At 38.1% G+C, this 21,335-nt stretch carries 25 protein-coding genes; 4 read left to right on the top strand and 21 right to left on the bottom strand.

Annotation, left to right across the window (positions count from 1 at the left end):
• The first annotated feature begins 69 nt into the window (after positions 1–69).
• Together NYE79_RS07480 and NYE79_RS07485 are read left to right on the top strand one after the other, a co-directional pair.
• Positions 70–621, top strand: a complete 552-nt coding sequence (locus NYE79_RS07480) for a DUF1307 domain-containing protein (RefSeq protein ID WP_049505244.1) — start codon at positions 70–72, stop codon at positions 619–621.
• A 318-nt stretch (positions 622–939) separates the two neighbouring features.
• On the top strand, positions 940–1,479 hold the full coding sequence (locus NYE79_RS07485) for a DUF1307 domain-containing protein (protein ID WP_125441411.1): 540 nt from the start codon (positions 940–942) through the stop codon (positions 1,477–1,479).
• A gap of 46 nt (positions 1,480–1,525) precedes the next feature.
• On the opposite strand, the gene brnQ is transcribed toward NYE79_RS07485, so the two are convergent.
• The 4 genes from brnQ to NYE79_RS07505 form a co-directional block, all read right to left on the bottom strand.
• Positions 1,526–2,851, bottom strand: a complete 1,326-nt coding sequence (gene brnQ, locus NYE79_RS07490) for a branched-chain amino acid transport system II carrier protein (RefSeq protein WP_339293665.1) — start codon at positions 2,849–2,851, stop codon at positions 1,526–1,528.
• 184 nt (positions 2,852–3,035) lie between these two features.
• Positions 3,036–3,323 (bottom strand): rhodanese-like domain-containing protein, encoded by a 288-nt coding sequence (locus NYE79_RS07495; protein WP_303431147.1) that lies wholly within the window; start codon positions 3,321–3,323, stop codon positions 3,036–3,038.
• Between the two features lie 186 nt (positions 3,324–3,509).
• A complete protein-coding gene (locus NYE79_RS07500; RefSeq protein WP_001291561.1) occupies positions 3,510–4,727 on the bottom strand; it encodes a tyrosine-type recombinase/integrase in 1,218 nt (405 codons plus the stop codon).
• Between the two features lie 81 nt (positions 4,728–4,808).
• The gene (locus NYE79_RS07505; RefSeq protein ID WP_000814511.1) at positions 4,809–5,012 is read right to left on the bottom strand and encodes an excisionase; all 204 of its coding nucleotides are present in this window, start codon (positions 5,010–5,012) and stop codon (positions 4,809–4,811) included.
• Here NYE79_RS07505 and NYE79_RS07510 point away from each other — a divergent pair.
• On the top strand, positions 4,996–5,247 hold the full coding sequence (locus tag NYE79_RS07510) for a hypothetical protein (RefSeq protein ID WP_001845478.1): 252 nt from the start codon (positions 4,996–4,998) through the stop codon (positions 5,245–5,247). The genes NYE79_RS07505 and NYE79_RS07510 overlap by 17 nt on opposite strands.
• A gap of 225 nt (positions 5,248–5,472) precedes the next feature.
• Here the strand turns inward: NYE79_RS07510 and NYE79_RS07515 are convergent, their stop codons facing one another.
• Positions 5,473–5,703: a helix-turn-helix domain-containing protein gene (locus NYE79_RS07515; RefSeq protein ID WP_000857133.1), complete on the bottom strand. Its 231-nt coding sequence runs from the start codon at positions 5,701–5,703 to the stop codon at positions 5,473–5,475.
• A complete protein-coding gene (locus tag NYE79_RS07520; protein ID WP_000804885.1) occupies positions 5,700–6,122 on the bottom strand; it encodes a sigma-70 family RNA polymerase sigma factor in 423 nt (140 codons plus the stop codon). Before NYE79_RS07520 ends, NYE79_RS07515 begins: the two co-directional genes overlap by 4 nt.
• A 504-nt stretch (positions 6,123–6,626) precedes the next feature.
• Between NYE79_RS07520 and NYE79_RS07525 the strand changes: the two genes are divergently transcribed.
• On the top strand, positions 6,627–6,980 hold the full coding sequence (locus NYE79_RS07525) for a helix-turn-helix transcriptional regulator (RefSeq protein WP_001227347.1): 354 nt from the start codon (positions 6,627–6,629) through the stop codon (positions 6,978–6,980).
• 59 nt (positions 6,981–7,039) lie between these two features.
• On the opposite strand, the gene NYE79_RS07530 is transcribed toward NYE79_RS07525, so the two are convergent.
• From NYE79_RS07530 to NYE79_RS07600, 15 genes are all read right to left on the bottom strand, one after another.
• Positions 7,040–7,207 carry a cysteine-rich KTR domain-containing protein gene (locus NYE79_RS07530; RefSeq protein WP_000336323.1) on the bottom strand — a complete coding sequence of 56 codons (168 nt, stop codon included), beginning with the start codon at positions 7,205–7,207 and terminating at the stop codon, positions 7,040–7,042.
• A 118-nt stretch (positions 7,208–7,325) separates the two neighbouring features.
• The gene (tet(M), locus tag NYE79_RS07535) at positions 7,326–9,245 is read right to left on the bottom strand and encodes a tetracycline resistance ribosomal protection protein Tet(M) (protein WP_000691743.1); all 1,920 of its coding nucleotides are present in this window, start codon (positions 9,243–9,245) and stop codon (positions 7,326–7,328) included.
• A 15-nt stretch (positions 9,246–9,260) separates the two neighbouring features.
• Positions 9,261–9,377 (bottom strand): tetracycline resistance determinant leader peptide, encoded by a 117-nt coding sequence (locus tag NYE79_RS07540; protein WP_001814923.1) that lies wholly within the window; start codon positions 9,375–9,377, stop codon positions 9,261–9,263.
• Between the two features lie 244 nt (positions 9,378–9,621).
• A complete protein-coding gene (locus NYE79_RS07545) occupies positions 9,622–10,557 on the bottom strand; it encodes a conjugal transfer protein (protein ID WP_001224320.1) in 936 nt (311 codons plus the stop codon).
• Positions 10,554–11,555 (bottom strand): bifunctional lysozyme/C40 family peptidase, encoded by a 1,002-nt coding sequence (locus tag NYE79_RS07550; protein ID WP_000769868.1) that lies wholly within the window; start codon positions 11,553–11,555, stop codon positions 10,554–10,556. Before NYE79_RS07550 ends, NYE79_RS07545 begins: the two co-directional genes overlap by 4 nt.
• Positions 11,552–13,729, bottom strand: coding sequence for a membrane protein (locus tag NYE79_RS07555; RefSeq protein WP_000804748.1), 2,178 nt, complete (start codon positions 13,727–13,729; stop codon positions 11,552–11,554). Before NYE79_RS07555 ends, NYE79_RS07550 begins: the two co-directional genes overlap by 4 nt.
• 2 nt (positions 13,730–13,731) lie before the next feature.
• On the bottom strand, positions 13,732–16,179 hold the full coding sequence (locus NYE79_RS07560) for an ATP-binding protein (protein ID WP_000331160.1): 2,448 nt from the start codon (positions 16,177–16,179) through the stop codon (positions 13,732–13,734).
• Positions 16,163–16,555, bottom strand: a complete 393-nt coding sequence (locus tag NYE79_RS07565; protein WP_000723888.1) for a conjugal transfer protein — start codon at positions 16,553–16,555, stop codon at positions 16,163–16,165. The genes NYE79_RS07560 and NYE79_RS07565 overlap by 17 nt, the downstream gene beginning before the upstream one ends.
• Positions 16,556–16,643: 88 nt before the next feature.
• Complete coding sequence (locus NYE79_RS07570) at positions 16,644–17,141, bottom strand: antirestriction protein ArdA (RefSeq protein ID WP_000342539.1); 498 nt, start codon at positions 17,139–17,141, stop codon at positions 16,644–16,646.
• A gap of 116 nt (positions 17,142–17,257) precedes the next feature.
• Positions 17,258–17,479 (bottom strand): hypothetical protein, encoded by a 222-nt coding sequence (locus NYE79_RS07575; RefSeq protein WP_001009056.1) that lies wholly within the window; start codon positions 17,477–17,479, stop codon positions 17,258–17,260.
• A gap of 42 nt (positions 17,480–17,521) precedes the next feature.
• Positions 17,522–18,727 (bottom strand): MobT family relaxase, encoded by a 1,206-nt coding sequence (mobT, locus tag NYE79_RS07580; RefSeq protein ID WP_000398284.1) that lies wholly within the window; start codon positions 18,725–18,727, stop codon positions 17,522–17,524.
• Between the two features lie 22 nt (positions 18,728–18,749).
• The gene (locus NYE79_RS07585; protein WP_079261586.1) at positions 18,750–18,869 is read right to left on the bottom strand and encodes a conjugal transfer protein; all 120 of its coding nucleotides are present in this window, start codon (positions 18,867–18,869) and stop codon (positions 18,750–18,752) included.
• Between the two features lie 78 nt (positions 18,870–18,947).
• Positions 18,948–20,087, bottom strand: coding sequence for a site-specific integrase (locus tag NYE79_RS07590; RefSeq protein WP_303431093.1), 1,140 nt, complete (start codon positions 20,085–20,087; stop codon positions 18,948–18,950).
• The gene (locus tag NYE79_RS07595) at positions 20,074–20,277 is read right to left on the bottom strand and encodes a DUF3173 family protein (protein ID WP_000998327.1); all 204 of its coding nucleotides are present in this window, start codon (positions 20,275–20,277) and stop codon (positions 20,074–20,076) included. The genes NYE79_RS07590 and NYE79_RS07595 overlap by 14 nt, the downstream gene beginning before the upstream one ends.
• Positions 20,274–21,266: a replication initiation protein gene (locus tag NYE79_RS07600; RefSeq protein WP_195594809.1), complete on the bottom strand. Its 993-nt coding sequence runs from the start codon at positions 21,264–21,266 to the stop codon at positions 20,274–20,276. Before NYE79_RS07600 ends, NYE79_RS07595 begins: the two co-directional genes overlap by 4 nt.
• Positions 21,267–21,335: the final 69 nt, after the last annotated feature.

Consider the following 21,335-nt stretch of genomic DNA (forward strand, 5'->3'; position numbering starts at 1 on the left):
TTTAGTTGCTTTCACTATCGATCCATGTTATAATACGAATACTTTGATTATGAAAGGAAAGTAAAAAATATGAAATCATACTTTAAAGTATCACTAGCCCTTGTGGCTTCACTTGTCCTCCTGCTCGGATGTTCCAAACAAGCATCAACACCTACCAACAGCAGTACCAAAGAAGACACAACAACTCAGTCAAGTGAGAGCAAACAAAGCAGCCAACAATCATCTGAAAAGAAGGAAACAACTAAGACACATACCTTTGTAAACAAAAATAATTCTGGAATCACTTCTACCTTGGTTTATACTGTAGAGGGGGACAATGTTATCAAGCAATCAGCTAATAACATTGCTGATCCTGAAATCCTTGGTGCAACTCCAGAAGATGTCAAGAGTTTTATTGAAGAAAAGTACAAAGGTTATAATGGACTCAAAGGTGTTAAACAAACGATTGAAATCAAAGATGGAAAAGTTGTTCAAGATCTAGAAGTTGACTTCTCAGTTGCAAGCATTAGCGAACTTAGAAAAGCACTTCCTGAAGAATATTCTGGTATCGGTAATCGTGTGAGTTTCTCAAACTCTAAAAAAGCACTGGAAAAAATGGGGTTCACAGAAAAGACGAACTAATCTCCTAAAATTTCATATAGACTAGTGTAGGTCCACCCCAAAAGTTAGACACAACTCTAACTCTTGGGGTATTTTATTACATCCCTAACCGATGAGTCCAATAGATTCCTCCCAATCCCATAAAAAGTGCATTTAAAACTTCACACCCTTATAAAGCCATAGGATAAAAGTTATTTGAATTAGATCGAGACAAAACTTTAATCGTCAGACTAGTTTCTGTTCATTGTCATGTCAAGTCAGATGAGAGGGGAGGTCTAGTTGATTTTGTAGTAGAATCATGTTATAATACAAAATACTTTGATTATGAAAGGAAAAGACATGAACAAATATTTTAAAATGACTCTTTGTATAGCTCTACCATTAGCTATCTTATTGGGATGTTCAAAACAATCAACAACCTCATCAACTAGCTCAGCAAAAAGTGAAACTACTCAGGTAGAATCTACTAGCCAGCAAGCTACAGAAAACAAATCTGAAGTAAAAACTGTGACCTTTGTAAATGATACTCGTACTGGCTTTAATTCTACTTTAACCTACACTGTGGAGGGAGACAAAGTATTGAAACAATCAGGTCATAATGTCTATGATCCAGAGGCTCTTGATACTACTGCTGAAACTCTTAAAGCATTTGTTGAAAAAACTTATAAAGGATATCAAGGCCTCAAAGGTGTTACTCATAGCATCAAAATCAAAGATGGGAAGGTCGTTCAAGATGCTGAAGTCGACTTCACAGTCGCAAGTATTGACGAACTTAGAAAAGCCTTACCAGAAGAATACTCAGGCGTAGGTAACTATGTTAGCTTTACTGCTTCTAAGAAAATGTTAAAAGATCTTGGATATACTGAAAAAACTAACTAAGTGTCTTTTACAAAAATAAAAAACCTCGGCTTATGCCAAGGTTTTTTTATTCCATCTCAAAAACGTCACTCTCTTGTTTGTTTGGTAGAACCAATGAAAGCAAGATTCCGATAATAGCTGGCACTAGCCATGGAAGAGAGGCTGACGCAAACGGAAGGGCATTAATCAGATTTTCTAGAAACTCAATCTTAAAGGAACTTCCAAGGACGCTTGCAAGAGCAATAGCTGTAACAAGCCCAATAGTTAACTGCATGCCCGGTTTTGATAGGGCGACAAACTTATTAACAATCACAATCATCACAATGGCGATGGTGATTGGGTACAATATTACCAGTACTGGCACTGAATACTTAATGATTGCATCAAGTCCAAGATTTGCAATAGCAAATCCAATCAAGGTAAAGGCAGTTGCATAGACCTTGTAGCTGATTTGTGGGAAACGTTCGTTAAAGAACTCTGCTGTAGACACAATCAAGCCAACTGTCGTTGTGAAGCAGGTTACAGTTACCATAACAGCAAGGAAGAGTTGAGCTGTTGAACCAAAGATTTCCTGAGTTGCTTGTGACAAGATATAAACACCTGGTGTTCCACCCTTCATCGCTTCTGCCGGTACTGGGAAATGATTTCCAAGGAATCCTAAACCAATATAAAGAGCGCTAAAGGCAAGAGCTACAACGATACCAACCACCCAAATAGTTGAAATGTACTCTTTCTTACTGGAGAATCCAAGTTGTTTCAAGGTTTGAACAGCAATCACACTAAAAGCCACTGAGGCAAGGGCATCTAAGGTATTATAACCTTCTAGGAATCCTGTACCAAAGGCAGAAGCTTGATAAGCAGCTGAAGCCACTTGAGGGCTTGTTCCACCATATTTGAAGGCACCTAGTACAACCAAGATAACGATCAACAAAGCAAAGACTGGCGTTAAAACACGTCCGATTCGATCCAAGATTTTTGATGGATTGAGCGAGATTAAATAAGCCGCTGCAAAGTAAAGCACGGTAAAGACAATCAATCCTAGACCTTTGTTTGCTTCGGATAAGAGGGGGCTAATCCCAACTTCGTAAGCTGTTGTTGCTGTACGCGGAATGGCAAAGAAGGGGCCAATTGATAGATAGAGGACTGCAAGATAAAGCGTCGCAAACCAAGGTGAGATTTTCTTAGAAATCTCGTGAATGTATCCTTTCGGGTTTAGCGTTCCAATAATAAGTGTCAAGACGGCAATACCGACACCTGAAAAGACAAAACCTGCGATGGCAGGAAGAAACTGTTCTCCAGATAGGGCACCTAGAGAAGGCGGAAAGATCAAGTTCCCCGCACCAAAAAATATTCCAAACAGGAGCAAGCCTGTTAGGGCACCTTTTTTAGCCATAAAAATCTCCTTCATATTTCTAAAATACTGACCTAGTATACCATGATTAAGACTCTGAAAAAAGTATCCAAAATTAATCATTGAATGTTTTCAATATTTTTAAAAATAAGAATTATCTAAAAACAAAATCCCTCACTCAGTTGGAACCGAGCAAGGGAAGATCAGGATCTATCGCCATATAGGTTTAAAGATTTTCAAAGGCCGTCATTCCACCTTGGACATTGATAATATCATAACCCTGTTCAGCTAGAAATTGACAAGCACGCGCTGACCTCATCCCAGATTTGCAAATGACATAATGCAAGAGGTCCTTATCCAACTGATCATAAGTATCAGCCAATTGACTAAGTGGTAGGTTCTGAGCACCTTCTAAATGAAGCGTTTCGAACTCTTCTGCTTCTCTCACGTCCACTAGAGAAAGTTGCTCATTTTGATAAAGCTGGTAAAATGCATCGAAGGCTATTTCTTTCATTCTTTTTCTCCTAAACAAAGTATAAATTTCTAATTATCTTTTTATATTTTCTTAAATGCTCGTAAAGCCTTATTCTATGTGCTTTCGAGTATTTTTACTGTAGGAAGATACTTCACGTTTCTTTGCATATTTCCTCATGTCTTAGCTGTCAGAAGTGGTAAATAAGTAGTAAATTCATTTGTACTACTAAGCAACAAGACGCTCCTGTTGCTTCTCTTTATTCAAGCGTTTCATTTCTGCCATTGCAGAATCGAATGTTGCATGTGCGTAATAGTTCAGCGTCATGGCTATATTAGCATGTCCCATAATGTACTGTAATGCCTTTGGATTCATTCCTGCATTTGCATAGTTGGTACAGAATGTATGTCGCAAACTATGTGGAGTGATGTGTGGCAATTTATCCTCGTTATACTTATTGTATTTCTTAACAAGACCTTTCATCATGCCGTTGTAATCACTTGCCACTTTTGGATAGTTCTTTCTATTAAGAAAGAGGAAATCACTATATCCATCAATCTCAACACGCTTATCATTCTTTCGATTCGCTAACACTCGCTTAAATGCTTGATAGGCTTCTTCAACCATAGGAACTTGACGTTCGCCACTTTTGGTCTTTGGTGTTTCAATGTAGTACCCAATTTCAGTATCTCTCAATAGCTGATGGTCTATATTGACAAGACGATTCTCAAAATCTAAATCTGGAAGTGTCAAACCACCAAACTCTGAAATACGAAGACCTGTTTTTAAGAGTATCAGAATTTCATCATAATTTTTGCTGTAGGTTTTATCAGCTTTTGCAAAGGCTAACAGTTTTTCTTCCTGTTCTTCTGTTAGTACGGTCTTAGGGACAGTATCATCATCAAGAACTGCTTTCAGTTGAAAGTCAAATGGATTCTTCCGAACACAATCATCTTGTATAGCAATATAGAATGAAGCCTTTAAAGAACGTTTGTAGTTATTGATGGTTTGATAAGCATAACCATTTTCACTCATTCTAATAGCCCATTCTTTAGCGTCTGATGGCTTAATACTGTCAATACTTCTTACACCTAACTTGTCTTTCTTCAAAATATCCATAAGATATTTGCGTCCAGTTTCAGTGTTTTTTCTAACCTTTGGTCTTTGAGCGTTCTGTTTTGCGTAAAGCTGGCAGAGTGTCATTTTCTTTCCTACAACATCAATACCATCATGAATGTCTTTCTGTAACTCTGCGATTTTCTCTCTAAGTGAGATACAATCACGCTTTCCTGCTGGTACTCGGTCTGTAGCCACAAGTTTCCACGAGTAAACAAATTGCGGTTCTCCAAATGAATCTATATATTTGTATAAGTATCTTCCGTCTTTTCGTTGGCTCTCTCCAGTCTTTAAGATTCGACCTTTATTGTCACGTCTTTTTTCTGACATGGCATTTGCTCCTTTCCTTTATGGAAAGAGCCTTGATACGACTTAATACTATTTTATCATATACAAGACCCTTTGGCGACGCTAGATTGCGTCCAATGTATCTATAATTTTTTCAAATTGTTTTCGTTTAATCTGAATACGATTGCCATTCATAATCAGCCAATTTGCATTTTTATTTTCCTCTGCCAAGCGTCGTAGCTTGTTTTCGCCAATACGAAAATATTTTGACGCTTCTTCAATGGTTAGGGTATAACGTTCCCAAATAGGAATGTCAGTCTGCTTCATAAAATCCTCCTTTCCAAATCACTTATTTGGATTTCATAAAAGTTGTTTTACCAGCAATCGAACAGCTTTAGCAAAGCTCACGGGAGTTCCACCCCTGCATGGTTCTCATGTAGCCATACTCATTGCCTGCGACGGTTTTATCACGCTCGGACTATTGACTGTATGGGAGTATCATTATCACGATAAGAATGTCGTTGCAGGCAATCCTGCTAAAGATTGCTTCTCGGATCACTAACATGAATCGCTCGCTATCTTTATAAGATAGGTCATGGCGGTTAGTTCCGTTGGCTCTTTTCTTATCGAAACGTATTCGATTACTTTTATTCAGTTTTCAAAGAACAATGGCTCGTTAGCCTATCAAAACACATTGAAAGCTCAATATGCTTTGGTGGAATAACAAACCTCCCTGTTCGGGAAGCGTGGAATGGTTTAGCACGCTTCCACGAAAGGAGAGAGGATATTACTTAATTTCAAATGACAAAATCTTTGTAATCAGTCTGGTTTCCATTCTTCCACGTAAGACTTCATCAACGACCATACTTTGATTGCCATATTCATCTTTCATAAGTCGTAGGGAACGCTTCGTTATGTACCCTCTGTAATGATGTAGAATCTGGTTAATCGCTTCGGTATCGCCATCTGTTGCCTTTACAATGAGAGGAAAGGGAATCATAGGATATTGTGTTTTCATTCTTCAAATTCCTCCATAAACTTTTTAATTAAGGCTAGTCCACTGGTTCTATGCCGATAGACAGTAGAACGGTTCAATTTCAACAGGTCTGCAATTTCTGAATCGCTCATGTCCATAAAGTAAAACAGCAGTAGAATTTCACGTTTCTTGTCTGGCAACTCACGTAATGCTTCACTCAACAAATCATTTTCAACGCCTACTGATAACCCATTGAGTGTAAAAATCTGAAAGTCAGTTGAATAGTTATCTGTTGTCGCAAACTGGCTAACAAGATAATCGCCAACATCCGAAAAGGACACCTCACGCTTTGCAATCCTTGAAAGATAAAGCATATAATTCTTTCGCTCGTCTTCCATAGCACGTTTACAGATATAGTCAAACTGATTTTCTATTGTGGTCTGAAAAGAAGATGGTTTCATGTTTCTCACCCCCTTTCTGTCTAGGAAAGGAAGTGAGCCTTGCTCGTTTATCTCCTTTCACTCTTAGTCCCAATGTGAAAGGGGGATTTGTTGCATTACTGATAAATAAACTTTGTAAAAAAGTTCTGAATAGCCAAAAAAGCATATAAACAGATTTATTTCTCTGTTTACATGCTTCTGTTATTCTATCTATATGATTTATAAAACCACATTGGTGGACGTACTTATCTATTGCAGATAGACGACTTTTTTTGACAAGAACCCAATGTAAGGAAATTTATTGTATATGATGTACTTCATGGCGACGTTGACCTCCAACAAACCGCCATTTGGAAGTAATATACAATATTTTAACAGCGTAAATAGCACTACCATATAACGGTTTTTTTTATTGGCGTTTAGTAGTGCTTTTTATTAAATATAAACCTATAAACCATATAACACGTTTTTCTATACCTGTTTTTAATTCAGTAGGGACAATAAAATGTATAGAGGTGGTCTACTATGCGTAAAAAAGAAGATAAATATGATTTTAGAGCCTTTGGTTTAGCCATTAAAGAAGCTCGATTGAAACGAGGTTTAACTCGTGAACAAGTGGGAGCATTGATTGAAATTGACCCACGGTACTTAACTAATATTGAAAATAAAGGGCAACACCCCAGCATACAAGTTCTTTATGACCTTGTATCGTTACTTCATGTTTCCGTTGATGAATTTTTCTTACCTGCTAATAACTTGGTAAAAAGCACCCGACGATTACAGATAGAGAAATACATGGATAGCTTTACAGACAAAGAACTATCCTTAATGGAATCTTTAGCCAGCGGTATCAACGAAGCAAGAAACATCGAAGACTAATTAAAAGAATCCATACATAACGGAAAGAGCCGATAAAATGAGATTGTATTAATCTCATTTTATCGGCTCTGCGTCTTTGCGTCTGGCTCTGTAATCACAGTTACTTTGAACTGCTTTATTTCAATTAAATTTTCTTGTCTGCATTTCGGACAATAGAGGGGGAATTTTTTTAATTCAGTATCTTCCCTTATCTTTAATCGTGTTTTATTTCCACATACAGGACACAATATCCACTTGTAGTTTATAATAACTATCTCCTCCTTTACACTTTAATTCAAATCTTTATTAAAAAATATTTCATCTTATTTAACAAGAAACCATATTTATATAACAACATAAAATACACTAAGTTATTTTATTGAACATATATCGTACTTTATCTATCCGACTATTTGGACGACGGGGCTGGCAAACAGGTTCACCGGTAGTAACATGGTACCCTTTTAACTCTGTTAAACAAACACTACGTCCATTTGTAAAGAAAGTTAAATCACTACGATATTCTTGAATACACCGAGCAGGGATTTCTCCACTAAGAATGACCTCATTATTTTTCAATTGAGTGTCTACGATGTTCGCACAATATTTAGGAGCATCGTTGTATGCTCGTGAAAGATATTCCTGTGGCGCATAAATTTTAAAACTAAGATATGGCTCTAACAATTCTGTTCCAGCTTTTTTTAAGACTTGTTCCAATACAATAGGAGCAAGCATCCGAAAATCTGCTGGGGTACTAACAGGGCTATAGTATAAGCCATACTTAAAACAGATTTTACAGTCCGTCACATTCCAACCATACAATCCTTGTTCACAGCCATAGCGTATCCCCTCCATAACTGCATTTTGAAACGATTGATTTAAGTATCCAAGAGAAACCGAGCTCTCATACTGTACTCCGCTCCCTAATGGAAGCTGTGCTACAGATAGACCAATGGAAGCCCAGAAAGGATTCGGTGGAACTTCGATGTGAATGGTATACTCTGCTTTTTTTAACGGTCTTTCCATATAAATGACTGTAGGCTCTTTTATTTCTATCTCCACATGATACTTTTCTTGCAGCAGAGCACAAGTCACTTCCATTTGTACTTTCCCTAAGAAAGAAAGTATGATTTCATGTGTCGCAGAATCCACATAATATCGCAGAAGCGGGTCACTGTCGGAGATTTCTAAAAGTGCATCAAGTAACATTTCCCTTTGTTGAGGTTTGCTCGGTTCAACAGTCGTTTGCAGCAGAGGGAGGGGATTTTCAATTCTCTCTCTCTGTGGCAATAGCTTTGTATCTCCAAGAACACTATTTAACTTCAAAAACTCATTCTGCAAAATAACAATTTCCCCGGAATAAGCCTTATCGATTTTACATAATTCACCATTTATTGAAGTATACATTTCTGTAATTTTTATTTTTTCCTTTTCCGATATTCTAACCGAATCTCGCAAATGCAGTACGCCACTATAAAGACGTATATATGCAAGACGCTGTCTTTTTTCCGAATACTCAATTTTGAAAACTTTTCCGCAAAGTTCAGACTGACCTCGATGTGTTGATGAATAAAATTTATTCGTAATCACTTCTATAAGGTTATCAATCCCTATATTGTTTTTTGCACTTCCGTGATAAACAGGGAACAGAGAACAATTCTGAAATCTTATGCTTTCCTCTTGTTCGAGTTCCAATGCTTCTAATGATTTACCGGACATATATTTCTCTAAAAGGTCATCGTTTCCCTCTATTACCGTATCCCATTGTTCAGATTCGGTAAAGTTCGTCACACACATATTAGGATACAGTTCTACCTTCTGTTTGATTACAATTTCGGCAGAAAGTTTCTCTTTAATATCCTGATAAACCGTTGATAAATCAATTCCATTTTGGTCAATCTTATTGATAAAAAAGATTGTGGGAATCCCCATTTTCCTAAGTGCATGAAATAATATACGAGTTTGTGCTTGTACGCCATCTTTTGCAGAAATCAGTAGAATTGCCCCATCTAAAACTGATAATGAACGATATACTTCTGCTAAGAAATCCATATGTCCTGGCGTGTCTATGATGTTCACCTTCGTATTTTCCCACTGAAAAGAGGTTATTCCTGTCTGAATTGTAATTCCTCTCTGACGTTCTAAAAGCGTATTATCCGTCCTCGTTGTACCTTTGTCCACGCTTCCTAATTCTGTAATCGCTCCACTGTTATATAATAAGCTTTCTGTTAAGGTAGTTTTTCCTGCATCAACATGAGCTAAAACTCCAATATTAATAATTTTCATGTGATTTTCCTCCATTCAAAAACCCAAAAGGGCATAAAAATCCCAGTGATAAATACTTTTATCACTGGGATTTTTATGCATAACCATAGGCATACAAAGCATACAGATATTCTCCGGATACTTTAGAATCACATGATAAAGGTATTCTTAAACTGGGTACAAAAAACTAAGCCCTCCTAAAAAAGGACATCCAATTATTTGTTCCCACTATCAAATTGACAGTTTATTTAAGAATACCTTGCCGCATATTTATTAACTCCTTTTAAATAGATACTTAAATAATAGCACATAAGAGCATATTTGTAAAGGAATCTCCAATTTTTTATCAAAGAGAGTACGTGATTACAAAATAGCTGTAATAATGTACCAATATTTGTTATTCTATAATCTTCCAATTACTCCCGTTCTTTTCAAGTACCAAATCAAATTGAGATACCTGCGTTGCTTTGGTCTGCTGGTCGATATACTCCACTGTCAGCGATACCGTGACTTGATTATCCTTACGATTGTGAATAGGATTTACCAGTTCTTGAAAGATGTACTCTTTTCCGATTGGTTTTAATATCCCGTCATTCACATAGTAGGAAAGTTCACTGGCTGTCGCTGTAGGATAGAGCTTGAAGAACGTCGTTAAAAACTCATTGATTTCATTGGTTGTAATGGAATCAACCGTCCCCTCACTTTCAATGGCTTTTGGTTTATAACTTGATTTCTTAGGTATGTTGGTAATGGTCGGATTCTTAACCAGTACCATATTTCCAGAACCATCTACATAGACACTCACTATATAAGCAGAGTGGACGGTCTTTGTATTTTCTCCCTCTGTAATGAGCTGGTCTACACTGTAGGTTACATTAAACTCATTGTCGCCAGTTGGCTCTACCGTCCATATCTGAAATCCTCTTACAGAAGACGATACAGGAATATCTTTGCGTACTGTATCAACATTGAGAGCTTGAAGTTCATCTGTCAGATAGCCTTTTAGACTTTCCATTCGATTATCAATGGACTTATCGGATTGCTCCCATGAATAGTAGACTTTCGCAAAGTTCTCTACAAAATTTTCTACATGATGAGTATCAACGTATTCCTTTTCTATGATAGTTGTTTCGTGAATAGTATGAGTATCTATAGCTGTAAAGTGCTTGAATATCGCAAAGCTGAAACTAAGCCCTAAAAGTACCCACAAGGCAATCACAACCTTTTTATGAGGATTGACCTTATAGTAGACACGAGGTTTCTTTTCCTTTGGTATCTGTTTTTCTTTATTCTGATTTTTTCTAAATTTCATCATTAAATCTTCCTTTCTCATTGTTTGATTCGTCCTGCTCCCACTAAATGCTGTTGCCAGTAGGGGCTTGTTAAGTCGGCATAACCGATTGGGTCGCCTGCATGAAACATACGGTTATTGCCAAGGTATATCCCAACATGAGTAATATAAGAGCCAGCGTTATAGGTAGAATGAAAGAAAACCAAATCGCCAGCTTGTGCTTCCGATAGTGGGATATGCTGGGTCACATCATATTGCTGTTGTGCGGTTCGTGGTAAGTTAATTCCAGCTTTTCCATACGTCCATTGTGTCAGTCCGCTACAATCAAAAGAAGTAGTCGGGGAAGCTCCACCGTAAACGTATCGCCAGCCCTCATATTTCAGTGCTTCGTCCATGATGGCTTGTACCGTATCATCATCAAACTCTGTTGTGACAAGATACTGCGTTACCAGTTGCACATAAAACATATTGCCATAGTTGTATCGCCAGCCCCCATTGATAGGTATGGCTATGGGATTGGGGTAAGACACTTTTTCGCCACCTGAATACTCTTTTGAGAAACTTTGAGCCAGTTCAAAGGTATATTTATTTCCACGATTAGCCACATACCCTAAGAAACCACCACCATAATTGTAGGACTGGATAACCGATTCTAAATCTACACTGAGCCTTTCGCTACTGGCTAATAATTCACTGAAATACTTCACACCTTGCTTAATGGATTCTTCTGTACTCAATGAATTAGGTGGAAGACCGAGGGATTCCGAGGACTGCATAACATCTTCCGCAGTACCGCCCGATTCCACCTGTATAATCGCAAGAAGTATGTTGACATATTCTTCAACGCCATATTCTTTGGCATATTTTTCTACCATAGGCTTATGAGCCAGCACTTCTGCGGAAACATTCACACCTCCATAATGAATATTGGAAATTCCGCTGTCCTGTTCATCTGAAAATAAAATGGCAACAAACAGAAGCAGTGAGAAGACCATCAAGAATAATCCAGAACCACCAATCACTAAAGTTTTCAACTTCATGGTTTCTTACCGACTTTCTTAATGGTGGCGGTTTTGATTGGTGGTCTACTTCTTGTATTTTGTAGTGGTACTCTTTGAACAGTAGACGGACGTTCTTTTGTGATTGGACGTTGTGAAGTTCTATCTGCTGTAGTGGTTGAAGTTGCTGGCTTTTGAACGGTTTTTTCTTGAACGGTATTGCCTTGGCGTTCCACTTTTGGACTTGAAAAATCGGACTTAACTGCTGGACGCTCTTGTTTGGCTTGTTGAGATTCCTTATATGAAGTCTGAATATTAGACTGTTTTGAGGTCTGTTCATCATGATATTGTTCTTGTCTTGTAGTCGGTCTTTCATGAACAGAAGAAGCAGGCTGTTTTTTCTGTTTGACCTGTTCCATTTCAGAGCGACGCTTCGCAATGGTTTTTCGCCTTTGTTCCTGCTGTTCCTTGCGTCCACTGGCTCTGTCCGCTTTGGTTTGAGAAATACTACTGGTTAAATCACGGACATTCTCTTTTACTTTGGATTTTCCTTGATATACTGCATATCTTGCATTGGTCGGCAAATCTTTAACCTGTTCTTTCAAACCACTAGCAGTGTCTACCATTCTGTCTTTGGTATCAGCTACTGTACCGATGGTTTGACCGATACGTTTTCCAAGTGTTGATTTTTCCTTTCCGTCTGGTCGGGAGTGATCTGCTTGTGTCCTTGCAGAACTCCCCGAACCCGACTGTCCTTTTTTACCTGTAACAATGGCAGACCCAGCCCCTAGAGTAGTCATGGAACGTCCAAGTTTCCGCTGTAGACGGTGCATGTGAGCGTGCATAAGCATACGAGGTTTTCTCATCACACGACTTCCCACACTTTGAGAATCGTTACTCTGTAGAGAAAACATACTCATTAAATCGCCCAGCTTGAAGTAGATTCCTGCAAAGGTCACAATCTGTAGAAAAGCAATCAAAAAGAACGGATAACCAGCCGATAAGGTATAGAGCATGGTTGAAATACTAAATGCTGTCGTAATAATCAATGTGATTCCAGCTCGTGTCAAAATGGTATTAAAGAGCTTTGTTATGGCTCGTTTTGACATACCATCAAATGATGGAATCATGCTTAAAATAAAGCTCACAGGCAGAAACATAGCATAGATGATAAAAAGTACCTGCGAGAAAATCATGATTCCTGTTAATAGGAATACAAATATGGAAATCCCAATATTGAAGACAAATAGGAAGAAGACTGTACCTAAACGGTTAATGGTCTTTGTAATGGTTAGATTGGTATTGCTTCTGTCTTCAATTTCTTCCGCAACAATTTTTTCTCTGTCTTCGCCATTGTTGGAATCTGGGCTGGTGGAGAGCAGGCTTTCCACACGGTCAATACCGATACTTTCAATGTCTGAACTGTTGTATTGAAGCAGTAGCCACGGTTGCTGAACCTGTATGGAAAACAGGCTATCTCTGATTAAGTCCACGCTGTCCTTGCCTTGACTATCGGAATGGGGCATGACAATCTTCGTGCCAAGTGATAAACTGGCATTACTGATGTCTGATGAAAAGTCATTGATTTTTTTAATGTAGTCGGGAGCGTAGGCAATAAAGGAAGCCGATAGGATAAACACCAGCACAAAATTCATAATGGCATGAATTGCCTTTGTGGTTTCTCTCTTTATCAGTCCCGTATAGGCAACATAAACCCCAAGAACCAAAATCAAGAGTAAGAGGAATCCAACATAGAAACCCTCTGTTGAAAATCCGTTTGCACTCACACCAGCTAAGGTCTGCATATTCTTACCAATGGAATCTGCTGTAGCGGAAATGAAGTCTAAGGAATAGGCTTCCTGTACTAAGTAACCTGTCGCATTGGAAACATACAAACTGATTGTCCAAATAAAATTGGTAATGGCATATAGTCCATACATGACCTGTTTTCCAATCCCGTCCGACCAGTTCCACGGAAGCCAGCCCCAGCTATTATCCACATAAAAATCCAGTTGATAGTTTTCAAGTGGGTATCGGCTGTATTCATTTGCCACATTGACCGTATCATCTACCAAGCCCGCAGCTTGAACCACCGTTCCCAGCATGGCTAAAAGAAAAATGGCAATCACAAGTGTGAAAGCCACTGTCATTGCCACTTTACCTAGACGTTTCAGCGTCCAGTTTGATTTTATTCTGTTTACTATTGATGGTTTCACATTTACACCTCTTTTCGCACAGGTGGTCTGGTATCAAAGGCATGGAGCAGTTCTTCAAATACAGGGTGGAACTGTATCACACCGACACGACCATATAAATCACTGATAAGGCATTGCCCGTTTTCCAAATCACGCAATCGCTTCTGATTGTTTTCGTCCTCTGGGTCTACACCAAAAAAGGCTAAGGTCTTTTTAATCTCGTTAAGGTCAGTGGAACGAAATGCAAATTTTAAGCCGAGGTTATTTTTCAGTTTTTCATCTAAGAGGTCGTCTGTATTTTGGGTCACGAAATATACCCCAGCGTTCATAGCACGACCAGCCCGAACCAGCTTCATAGATAGTGTTTTTCCTTGTGCTACCTGTAAAAAGCTCCATGCTTCGTCTAAATCTACAATCTTGAAAATGCTTCGGTCTGTATGGATAAAGTCTAAAGCAAAGGTACTAATGACAATCAGCATAGCAACGGATAAAAGCTCCATAGTGGTATATTCCTCAAAGGAAGTTTCCTTGTCGGGAAGTACCAAGTCCGCAACCTGTATAATGTTCAGTTGTTTTTCTAAGCTGATAGACTGCTCCACATAACCATTACTGAATAATAAATGTGCAAAGTCATAGTCTGTAAAACTTTCGATATGGTCGGCTATACTGGTACTTAGTGGCGTATTCTCAACCCGTAATTCCTCAATCACTTTCATCAACCCTCGTACTTCACTATTGGTTACTGCACGAATGGCTTTTCTAAGGATTGGGAAGCGTTCCCCATCACGAGAGGAAATCCCCGTAAGGAATGTCAGAATATCAATAGCCAGTGATTCAGAATCTTTGGGATTTTTCATAATCACATAAGGGTCAAGTAAGCCTTTGTTTTTCTCATCAGAAGTCAGAGTGACGATATTGATTTCATGGGAAATCTCTGGCAAGGTTTCTTTCCATCTGCCACGTTCTGCTTTTGGGTCTACAATCACTGCTTGTGCCCCATAAAGCACCGCATAATAGACGATAAGGTTATTCGCAAAGGATTTACCACCACCCAGCGAACCAACAAAAGCCGACGCTAACGCATTGGTTACTGAACCCTTAACCCCTTGACTGGCAAGAGCAGGTTTCAGATAGACATTGCGTCCAGTATCTAAGCTGTAGCCAACATAAATCCCCTCATTTTCCCCCAGCATTTGAGTAGCACCAAAACCTAAACCAGCGAGGAAATCAGAGGTCACGTATTGAATATAATCATTCATATAACGCTTGCTGGCAGGTAAAAATTCTTCATGTAAGCCGAGCATATCCCCAAATGGTCGTACCAGTTTTACGCTTAAATCGTCATAAAAATCTTTCACTTCATTACAACGACGTTTGAGTTCGTCAAGATCATTTGCTGATACCCTTACCACATAAGACAGCTTGTACATAGATTCCTTGCTTTGGTCTAAATTGGTTTCCAGCTCATTCACACTTTCCAGAGCTTCCGCCACATTGGAGCTGGTTTCATTATCACTTTGCCAAGCGTGGTTATCCAAGTCTTTCAGTTCTTTCTTTTTATTGCGGACAGTAGATAGGGCTTTACGATTCGCTACAATTTCCACATTCATTGACGTATCAATCGGGAATGTAAATTGCTGTTGCTGGTAGTAGAAGATTTCAGAGGACGGGAAGTCCAGTTCTCCGACAATGCTGTTAATGGTAAAGTAAGCTACATAGACGGTTTCATCTTCCTGCTGGATTTTCAAATATCGCTGTTTTTCTTCCACCAAACAGCGAGTAGGCTTAATCAAGTCATAGTATTTAATCAGCGTTTCATTATCCAGCTTTTTCTTTGATAGATGGTACTCATACTCTTCATAGGCAGTGCCTGTCTGTCCGTAAAGGTGTTCAATCAGATAGCCGAAGTCGTCCTTATCTAACCTGCGGATTTTGAAACGACGAGAGATTTTATTTTCTAAGAGCTTTTCCATCTTCTGAAAACGCAGGATTTCATCATTACTCATACTAACAAAATCGCCCATCAGCTTATGGTTCACATCATAGACAAAATCAGACAAAGCATTTTTTGCTTCAACGGTAAGACTTTTCATAGAAAACTCCTGATCGTTGAGAAGCAACTTAAAGCCGATAAAGAAACGGTAGTTCACTTGATTTTCGCCAATCATGGATATTAAAGCGTCTGTCTGTTGGTCGATTTTGTCATAGGCAACCGCTTTGAGCTTGCCAGTGACTTCATTTTTGGAACGCTCTTGTGCAGAACGTATGCTGGATTCTGTACTGATTTGTAAAGCATGAATTTTGCCATCACGATTTTGTGCGATAAGCTGTCTGAAAGAATCATGCACTTGTATTTTCTGTTCTGGACTTAGAAATGAGTAATTGTAAGGAACAAGCTCATAGTAAGCATAACATTCCCCGTCTTTATTCCAGACGAGATTGTTTTCAATGTATTTAATTGGATATGCCATAAAATTCACTCCTAACTGCTGTAATGGCTTCTTGTGGCTGGTTTCTGCCAAGCGTTACTTTTTTTCCTGCATAGGTCAGCTTTGGTCGCAGTGCATAAGCAATGACAGACTTCAAAAATCCATAAGGCTTTTTACCATCAAAAGTTTTTGTAGACATAAACCATGTGAAAGCCACAGGAATCCCAAAGTATTTGAGAAATGCTCCCTCTATCATGGAAAGAGGGGGCAAGTTGCCAAGTATCATCACTGCAAAGAGTGACACAACAAACCATGTCATTTGCGTAAAGGTTATGGGAAACGGAAGTCTAAAATCATTGATAGAATACAGTACCTTTTCCACAGACCAGATACTGGTATAGCTTCGTATTTTCTTCATGTAATCAATCCTTTCATAAAAAATAGGGGTAGCTGATTGAGCCACCCCGTAAAATAGAAAATCTGCCAGTAGTAATGTACCGACAGATTTAATAGACGATTTCAAAAATCCCATGATTGGTTGAGATAAACGTTCCTGAAAGGTCTAAATCCCGACCATAGGCTTGATAATCAATATAGTTTTGAAGACTAGCTGGTACTTCGCCTAAAGCACCCGTTTCTTCAATGTAGTAGCGTGCCACGTCATACATATCATCACAATCGGAATGAATGATAATATCCTCTTGATGTTCGCTTAGTTCTTCAATGCTTGAAAAATGAGTGAGCAGAGCAGATAGCTCCGATTGTAATTCTTCGGGTAATTCCGATACCATTTCCCATAGTCGATTGAGTTCGCCAATGGAAGTGTATTCGTCAACCGTAAAGGGTAACTCGTAGTCATGAATGGCGTATTCCTCATATTCATCATTCAAGCCGATTTTCTCTTTGACTTCCTCAAAGTCAATGGGAAAGGTAAACCACGCACCGACCAATTCGCCCTCATTGTATTTGCCTAAATTCGCAATATAGACTTGCATATCGTCCATATATTCACGTCCTTTCTTTGTAGAGATTCAAAAATCCCTACCGCACTTCGTTTGGTGTACCATTCCTTTGCGGAACATAAGAAAACCACTTATATTCCACAAAAGAACGGTTTTATTTAAGCACCAATAATGCGATTGAATAGCTCTAGTAAAATGTCTTTTACTCCAGCAGCGTTGAAGACTAAGCCAACCGCAATAATCGCAATAATTAAAAAGCCAATCAGTTTGCTAAACTCACGCTTGAAGCCAAGATACAAGCCAATCACAACGATTGCTAAAAGCACCAGTGATTGAGCGTTTGATAGAAACCAGTTATAAAGGTTTTGTCCAAAATTCATAAAAATGTTCTCCTCTCTATATTCAATGAATTTGTATTTGAGTTATTTTTTTGTTGTTATCACGTCCTGTTCTTTTACTGACTGTTGCTTCAAAATCTGCTTGTGTCGGTCTGTCAGTTTCGCATGGTCGAGAATGTCTTTTACAACCTGCGTCTGGTTGATTTCATCAAGTTTAATCGCAACCTTTAAGGTCGGGGCAACTTGATGAGATAGCCAGTTCAGCGTCCTTTGGAAGGAGTAAGGCTCTGGTTTTGTGGTTAGTTTTAATCGTTCACGATTGTTCCCAATAAACCAAGCCCATTCTTCATTCAGTTTCCAATCAGAACGAGGTTTGGAATCGTCTTTATCTACAAAACGGATATACCGATTGATAATTTTAAAGGCGGTATGCTCTGGATTGTCATAGACGAGTAAATCACGGACTGCATAATAGGCACGCTCATTTTTCAATCGAATCTCAAAACGGTTTTTTACTTCTGCGTCTTCAATGGGAATATCATTTTTCTTGTACTGCTCGTAGTCCTTTTCATAGATACAGAAATAAACTTCACTTTGTAATGAACCGATATAGAGGGTGTTTCCCATACATTCCTTTTCCTCTTTGCGTACCAGTTCGCCACTGCGATAGCTTTTAAAACTGCGGAAGACGGAGATACATTCTTCCTGTTGGCACTTTTCAGTGAGTACAGGGATATTCAAAATCCCTGTCTTATCGTTAATGGCAAGGTCAAGGCGTTTCATCACACCGCCAGCCACCAAAACGTCCATAAAGAACTCATACCAGCTTCTTTGTTGTGCCAGAAGATAGCTTTCAAATTGTCTGCACCCACGACCTTTCAATTCCACCAGAACTCCTTTGTCCAGTTCATGGGAGCAAAGGACGAATATGTCGCCTAAAGCATAATGCTCTGAATAAGAATAGAAACCATAGTCCTCATGAAGAAAATAGGACAGTTTCAGTTGTAAGATGTTTTCGACCACCTGCTGTACGTCTGTTGTCGGAAAGCGAATCCTTACATAATCAAACAGCATTTCAAGGGGAGCGTCGGGATTGAAGCGTTCCAGAGCTTCCCAAAGGGACTGCTGTAAATCCTCTGATGGCTTGACTTTTCCTGTTTCAATATCGCTTAGATACTGCCTTGTAATACCAGTCGCAACAGCTAAACGGTTTTGAGATAGTCCATAAGCCAAGCGTTTTTCTTTTAAATGCTGTAACCAAGTTTGTTCATTCAGTAAAAATCCCTCCAATCAAAAAGGCGTATGTCAACTTTTAAAGCCCATTTGACATACGCTGAAATTTTGTAAATCCCTTGTAACCAAAGGATTTTCTAATGTTTTTTTGACTGTTTCCTGTCGATTTGTACCCCCCTGTTAGAAATAGTGGGAAAATATGAAAAAAAGCCCTTTAAAATGAGGCTTTTGAGGTGTATTTCCTTTTTTTGGTAGCTAATATGGTAGCCAAAGAGATTTAGTCGATAAAATCACTTGATATCAGATTGAGTTTATCTGTTAATTCGGAATCAGCGTTTGGGTATAAATGACTATAAATGCTAAGTGTAGTTTTGACATCAGAATGACCTAATCGTCTTTGAATATATAGAGCATTTACATTATATTCATTAATAAGTAATGACGCATGGGAGTGTCTTAAACCTTTTGGTTGAATGTATTTAACTCCTGCACGTTTAGAATATTTTAGAATCTGGTCTCTAATACTACGTTTACGATATGGATTTCCATCAAGTGATAGAATGAATGGTATCTTGTCAACTTTTGCTTGTCGTTCTTTCCATTCCTTAAGTACGTTTAGAGTATTATCATCAAGGCCAATGGTTCGTCTGGAACTTTCAGTTTTTAGTTTGTTACGTCGTACCCAATTCTCACGGTTGATGTACTGTAAGTTGTGATTGATTGCTAGAGTTTTCTTTTCAAAGTCTACATCTTCCCAATAAAGAGCAGTTGCTTCATTTACACGCATTCCCGTAAAATAATATAGCCAAAAAAGTGTATAAACAAAGTGCTCAAAATAACTCTTTTTATCAAGTGATTGTATTACTTTTTGGAACTCGTCTTTTGTCCAAAAATCTATATGTTTTTTTATGATTGGAATTGGACTGATATTACTTGTGGGAATCTCATGAAAAATCAACCCATATTTTTTTGCAGTTTTCAAAACTTGATTAAGCAATGTCATCTTGTTTCTTGCATATGAATTTGAATATCTCTCTAATAAACCGTTTCTATAATTAATCACATCATAAGTAGTAATTTCTCGAGGTTTTTTCTTACCAAAGTATTGAATAAATTCATCGAATATAACTTGACGCCTGTGTTCGAGATCCGGACTTGTTGTAGCGTAATAATTTGGCATAAAAACTTCTTCCATAAACTGCTTAAAAGTCCATTGAGTATGCTTAATACTTCCTTTTTGTTGTACCTTGTTCAATGCCCTTGTTCGTGCTTCAAAGGCTTCTTTTGCAGTTTGAAAGCCACGTCTGCGTTCTTGATATGGTTTACCAGTAGCTAGGTCAACTCCAGCTTTAAAATAATAAGTATATTTCCCAGTTTTATCATCTTTCGTAACACCGGTATATCTAGTTTTTGACATGGAGTTCCTCCAATCCAAGTATTTCTGCCACAACTGATACGGGAACAGTCCCAAGTCCTTTATTGTTATAGAAATCGAAACCACGCTCGACCATAATATGTTTTGCTTGTCGTAAAATATTATAAGCAGTCCATTTTGAAAAGCCTAAGTCCATAATTTCTTGTACTGTCATAGTTAATTTATCGTTCATAAGTCAATTTCTCCTTTACTAGTAAGCTCTAGGAATTCTCCTATTAATTGCTTTAGTTCATTATTTAATCGTGGGGTTTGTTCTTTAAGTGCATCTTGAAGTTCTAAAGAAAATGAGCTACTATCAAATGCTTTTAGGTGTTTTCTAAGTCTAGTCTTTTTTACTCTTATAGTGTTAGGTTTCAGATAGGGGAATAATTCGGGTAAGAGTGCTGGTTCATGGAGAAAGATATAAGCAAATGCTTTGCTATCATCTGGAACACTTGAAAGACTAAAAAAGCTAAAATTCTCCAATCGTTTAGAAATCTCTGAAATGGTTTCCTCGTTTATAGCCTTTGTTCGTAGTTGGAACTCTAACCGCCACCAAAAGGGTTTGCTTTCTATATCTAATTTATCAGCTCTTTTGTGACTTACTACCTCTATATTCTTATCGTACAAACGTACTTGAACGTTGCTACCACTTGCACCCCAGTATTTACTTTCTATATTTCCCCCTCTACCGTAGAATATTTTATGACTAACCCCTCCTTTGATATGTTGTAAAAAAACTATTTCTGGCCTATTAAAGATATCAAAAGCAAGGTCTAATCGTGACAGTCTAATTTCTAATCGATTTAATCGAGCGTAATTCATAATCTGCCTCCACACTTGTAACCCTTCAAATTCTTTTAGTGAGTTTGGGTTGAAGTCTAGGCGTATGACTTGATAACCACCATAATCCGATAGTTGAAAGAAAATTAGATTTATACTATCTTCGTTTATCGTTTTATAAAGAGTAAAATAGTCTTCTCTTAGATTTTCTTGAATACTAAATTCTTGAATTATATTATCGAGTGATTTTCGTAATTCACGAAATATTCGTCTAAGTGATTGGTTCTCACTATCAAAGATTACTGTTAATCTATCAATGCTGATATAAATAGATTTTTCTAGTTTTGATAAATCTACTTGACTTTGATATTCTCGTAGAGATTGAATGGTATTTTTCAATGTAACGCCTCCTTTCTATGCTTAAAATCTGCGTAATTCGTTGCTACTATTGATTTTTGCCGATGACTC

It is taken from the genome of Streptococcus sp. FSL W8-0197 (assembly GCF_037963785.1).
GTDB lineage: Bacteria > Bacillota > Bacilli > Lactobacillales > Streptococcaceae > Streptococcus > Streptococcus oralis_CQ.

Coding starts and splice junctions, on each gene's coding strand:
- NYE79_RS07480 (WP_049505244.1), top strand. CDS start 70: ATGAAATCATACTTTAAAGTATCACTAGCCCTTGTGGCTTCACTTGTC.
- NYE79_RS07485 (WP_125441411.1), top strand. CDS start 940: ATGAACAAATATTTTAAAATGACTCTTTGTATAGCTCTACCATTAGCT.
- brnQ (WP_339293665.1), bottom strand. CDS start 2,851: ATGGCTAAAAAAGGTGCCCTAACAGGCTTGCTCCTGTTTGGAATATTT.
- NYE79_RS07495 (WP_303431147.1), bottom strand. CDS start 3,323: ATGAAAGAAATAGCCTTCGATGCATTTTACCAGCTTTATCAAAATGAG.
- NYE79_RS07500 (WP_001291561.1), bottom strand. CDS start 4,727: ATGTCAGAAAAAAGACGTGACAATAAAGGTCGAATCTTAAAGACTGGA.
- NYE79_RS07510 (WP_001845478.1), top strand. CDS start 4,996: ATGTCAGTCTGCTTCATAAAATCCTCCTTTCCAAATCACTTATTTGGA.
- NYE79_RS07505 (WP_000814511.1), bottom strand. CDS start 5,012: ATGAAGCAGACTGACATTCCTATTTGGGAACGTTATACCCTAACCATT.
- NYE79_RS07515 (WP_000857133.1), bottom strand. CDS start 5,703: ATGAAAACACAATATCCTATGATTCCCTTTCCTCTCATTGTAAAGGCA.
- NYE79_RS07520 (WP_000804885.1), bottom strand. CDS start 6,122: ATGAAACCATCTTCTTTTCAGACCACAATAGAAAATCAGTTTGACTAT.
- NYE79_RS07525 (WP_001227347.1), top strand. CDS start 6,627: ATGCGTAAAAAAGAAGATAAATATGATTTTAGAGCCTTTGGTTTAGCC.
- NYE79_RS07545 (WP_001224320.1), bottom strand. CDS start 10,557: ATGAGAAAGGAAGATTTAATGATGAAATTTAGAAAAAATCAGAATAAA.
- NYE79_RS07550 (WP_000769868.1), bottom strand. CDS start 11,555: ATGAAGTTGAAAACTTTAGTGATTGGTGGTTCTGGATTATTCTTGATG.
- NYE79_RS07560 (WP_000331160.1), bottom strand. CDS start 16,179: ATGGCATATCCAATTAAATACATTGAAAACAATCTCGTCTGGAATAAA.
- NYE79_RS07565 (WP_000723888.1), bottom strand. CDS start 16,555: ATGAAGAAAATACGAAGCTATACCAGTATCTGGTCTGTGGAAAAGGTA.
- NYE79_RS07570 (WP_000342539.1), bottom strand. CDS start 17,141: ATGGACGATATGCAAGTCTATATTGCGAATTTAGGCAAATACAATGAG.
- NYE79_RS07575 (WP_001009056.1), bottom strand. CDS start 17,479: ATGAATTTTGGACAAAACCTTTATAACTGGTTTCTATCAAACGCTCAA.
- NYE79_RS07590 (WP_303431093.1), bottom strand. CDS start 20,087: ATGTCAAAAACTAGATATACCGGTGTTACGAAAGATGATAAAACTGGG.
- NYE79_RS07595 (WP_000998327.1), bottom strand. CDS start 20,277: ATGAACGATAAATTAACTATGACAGTACAAGAAATTATGGACTTAGGC.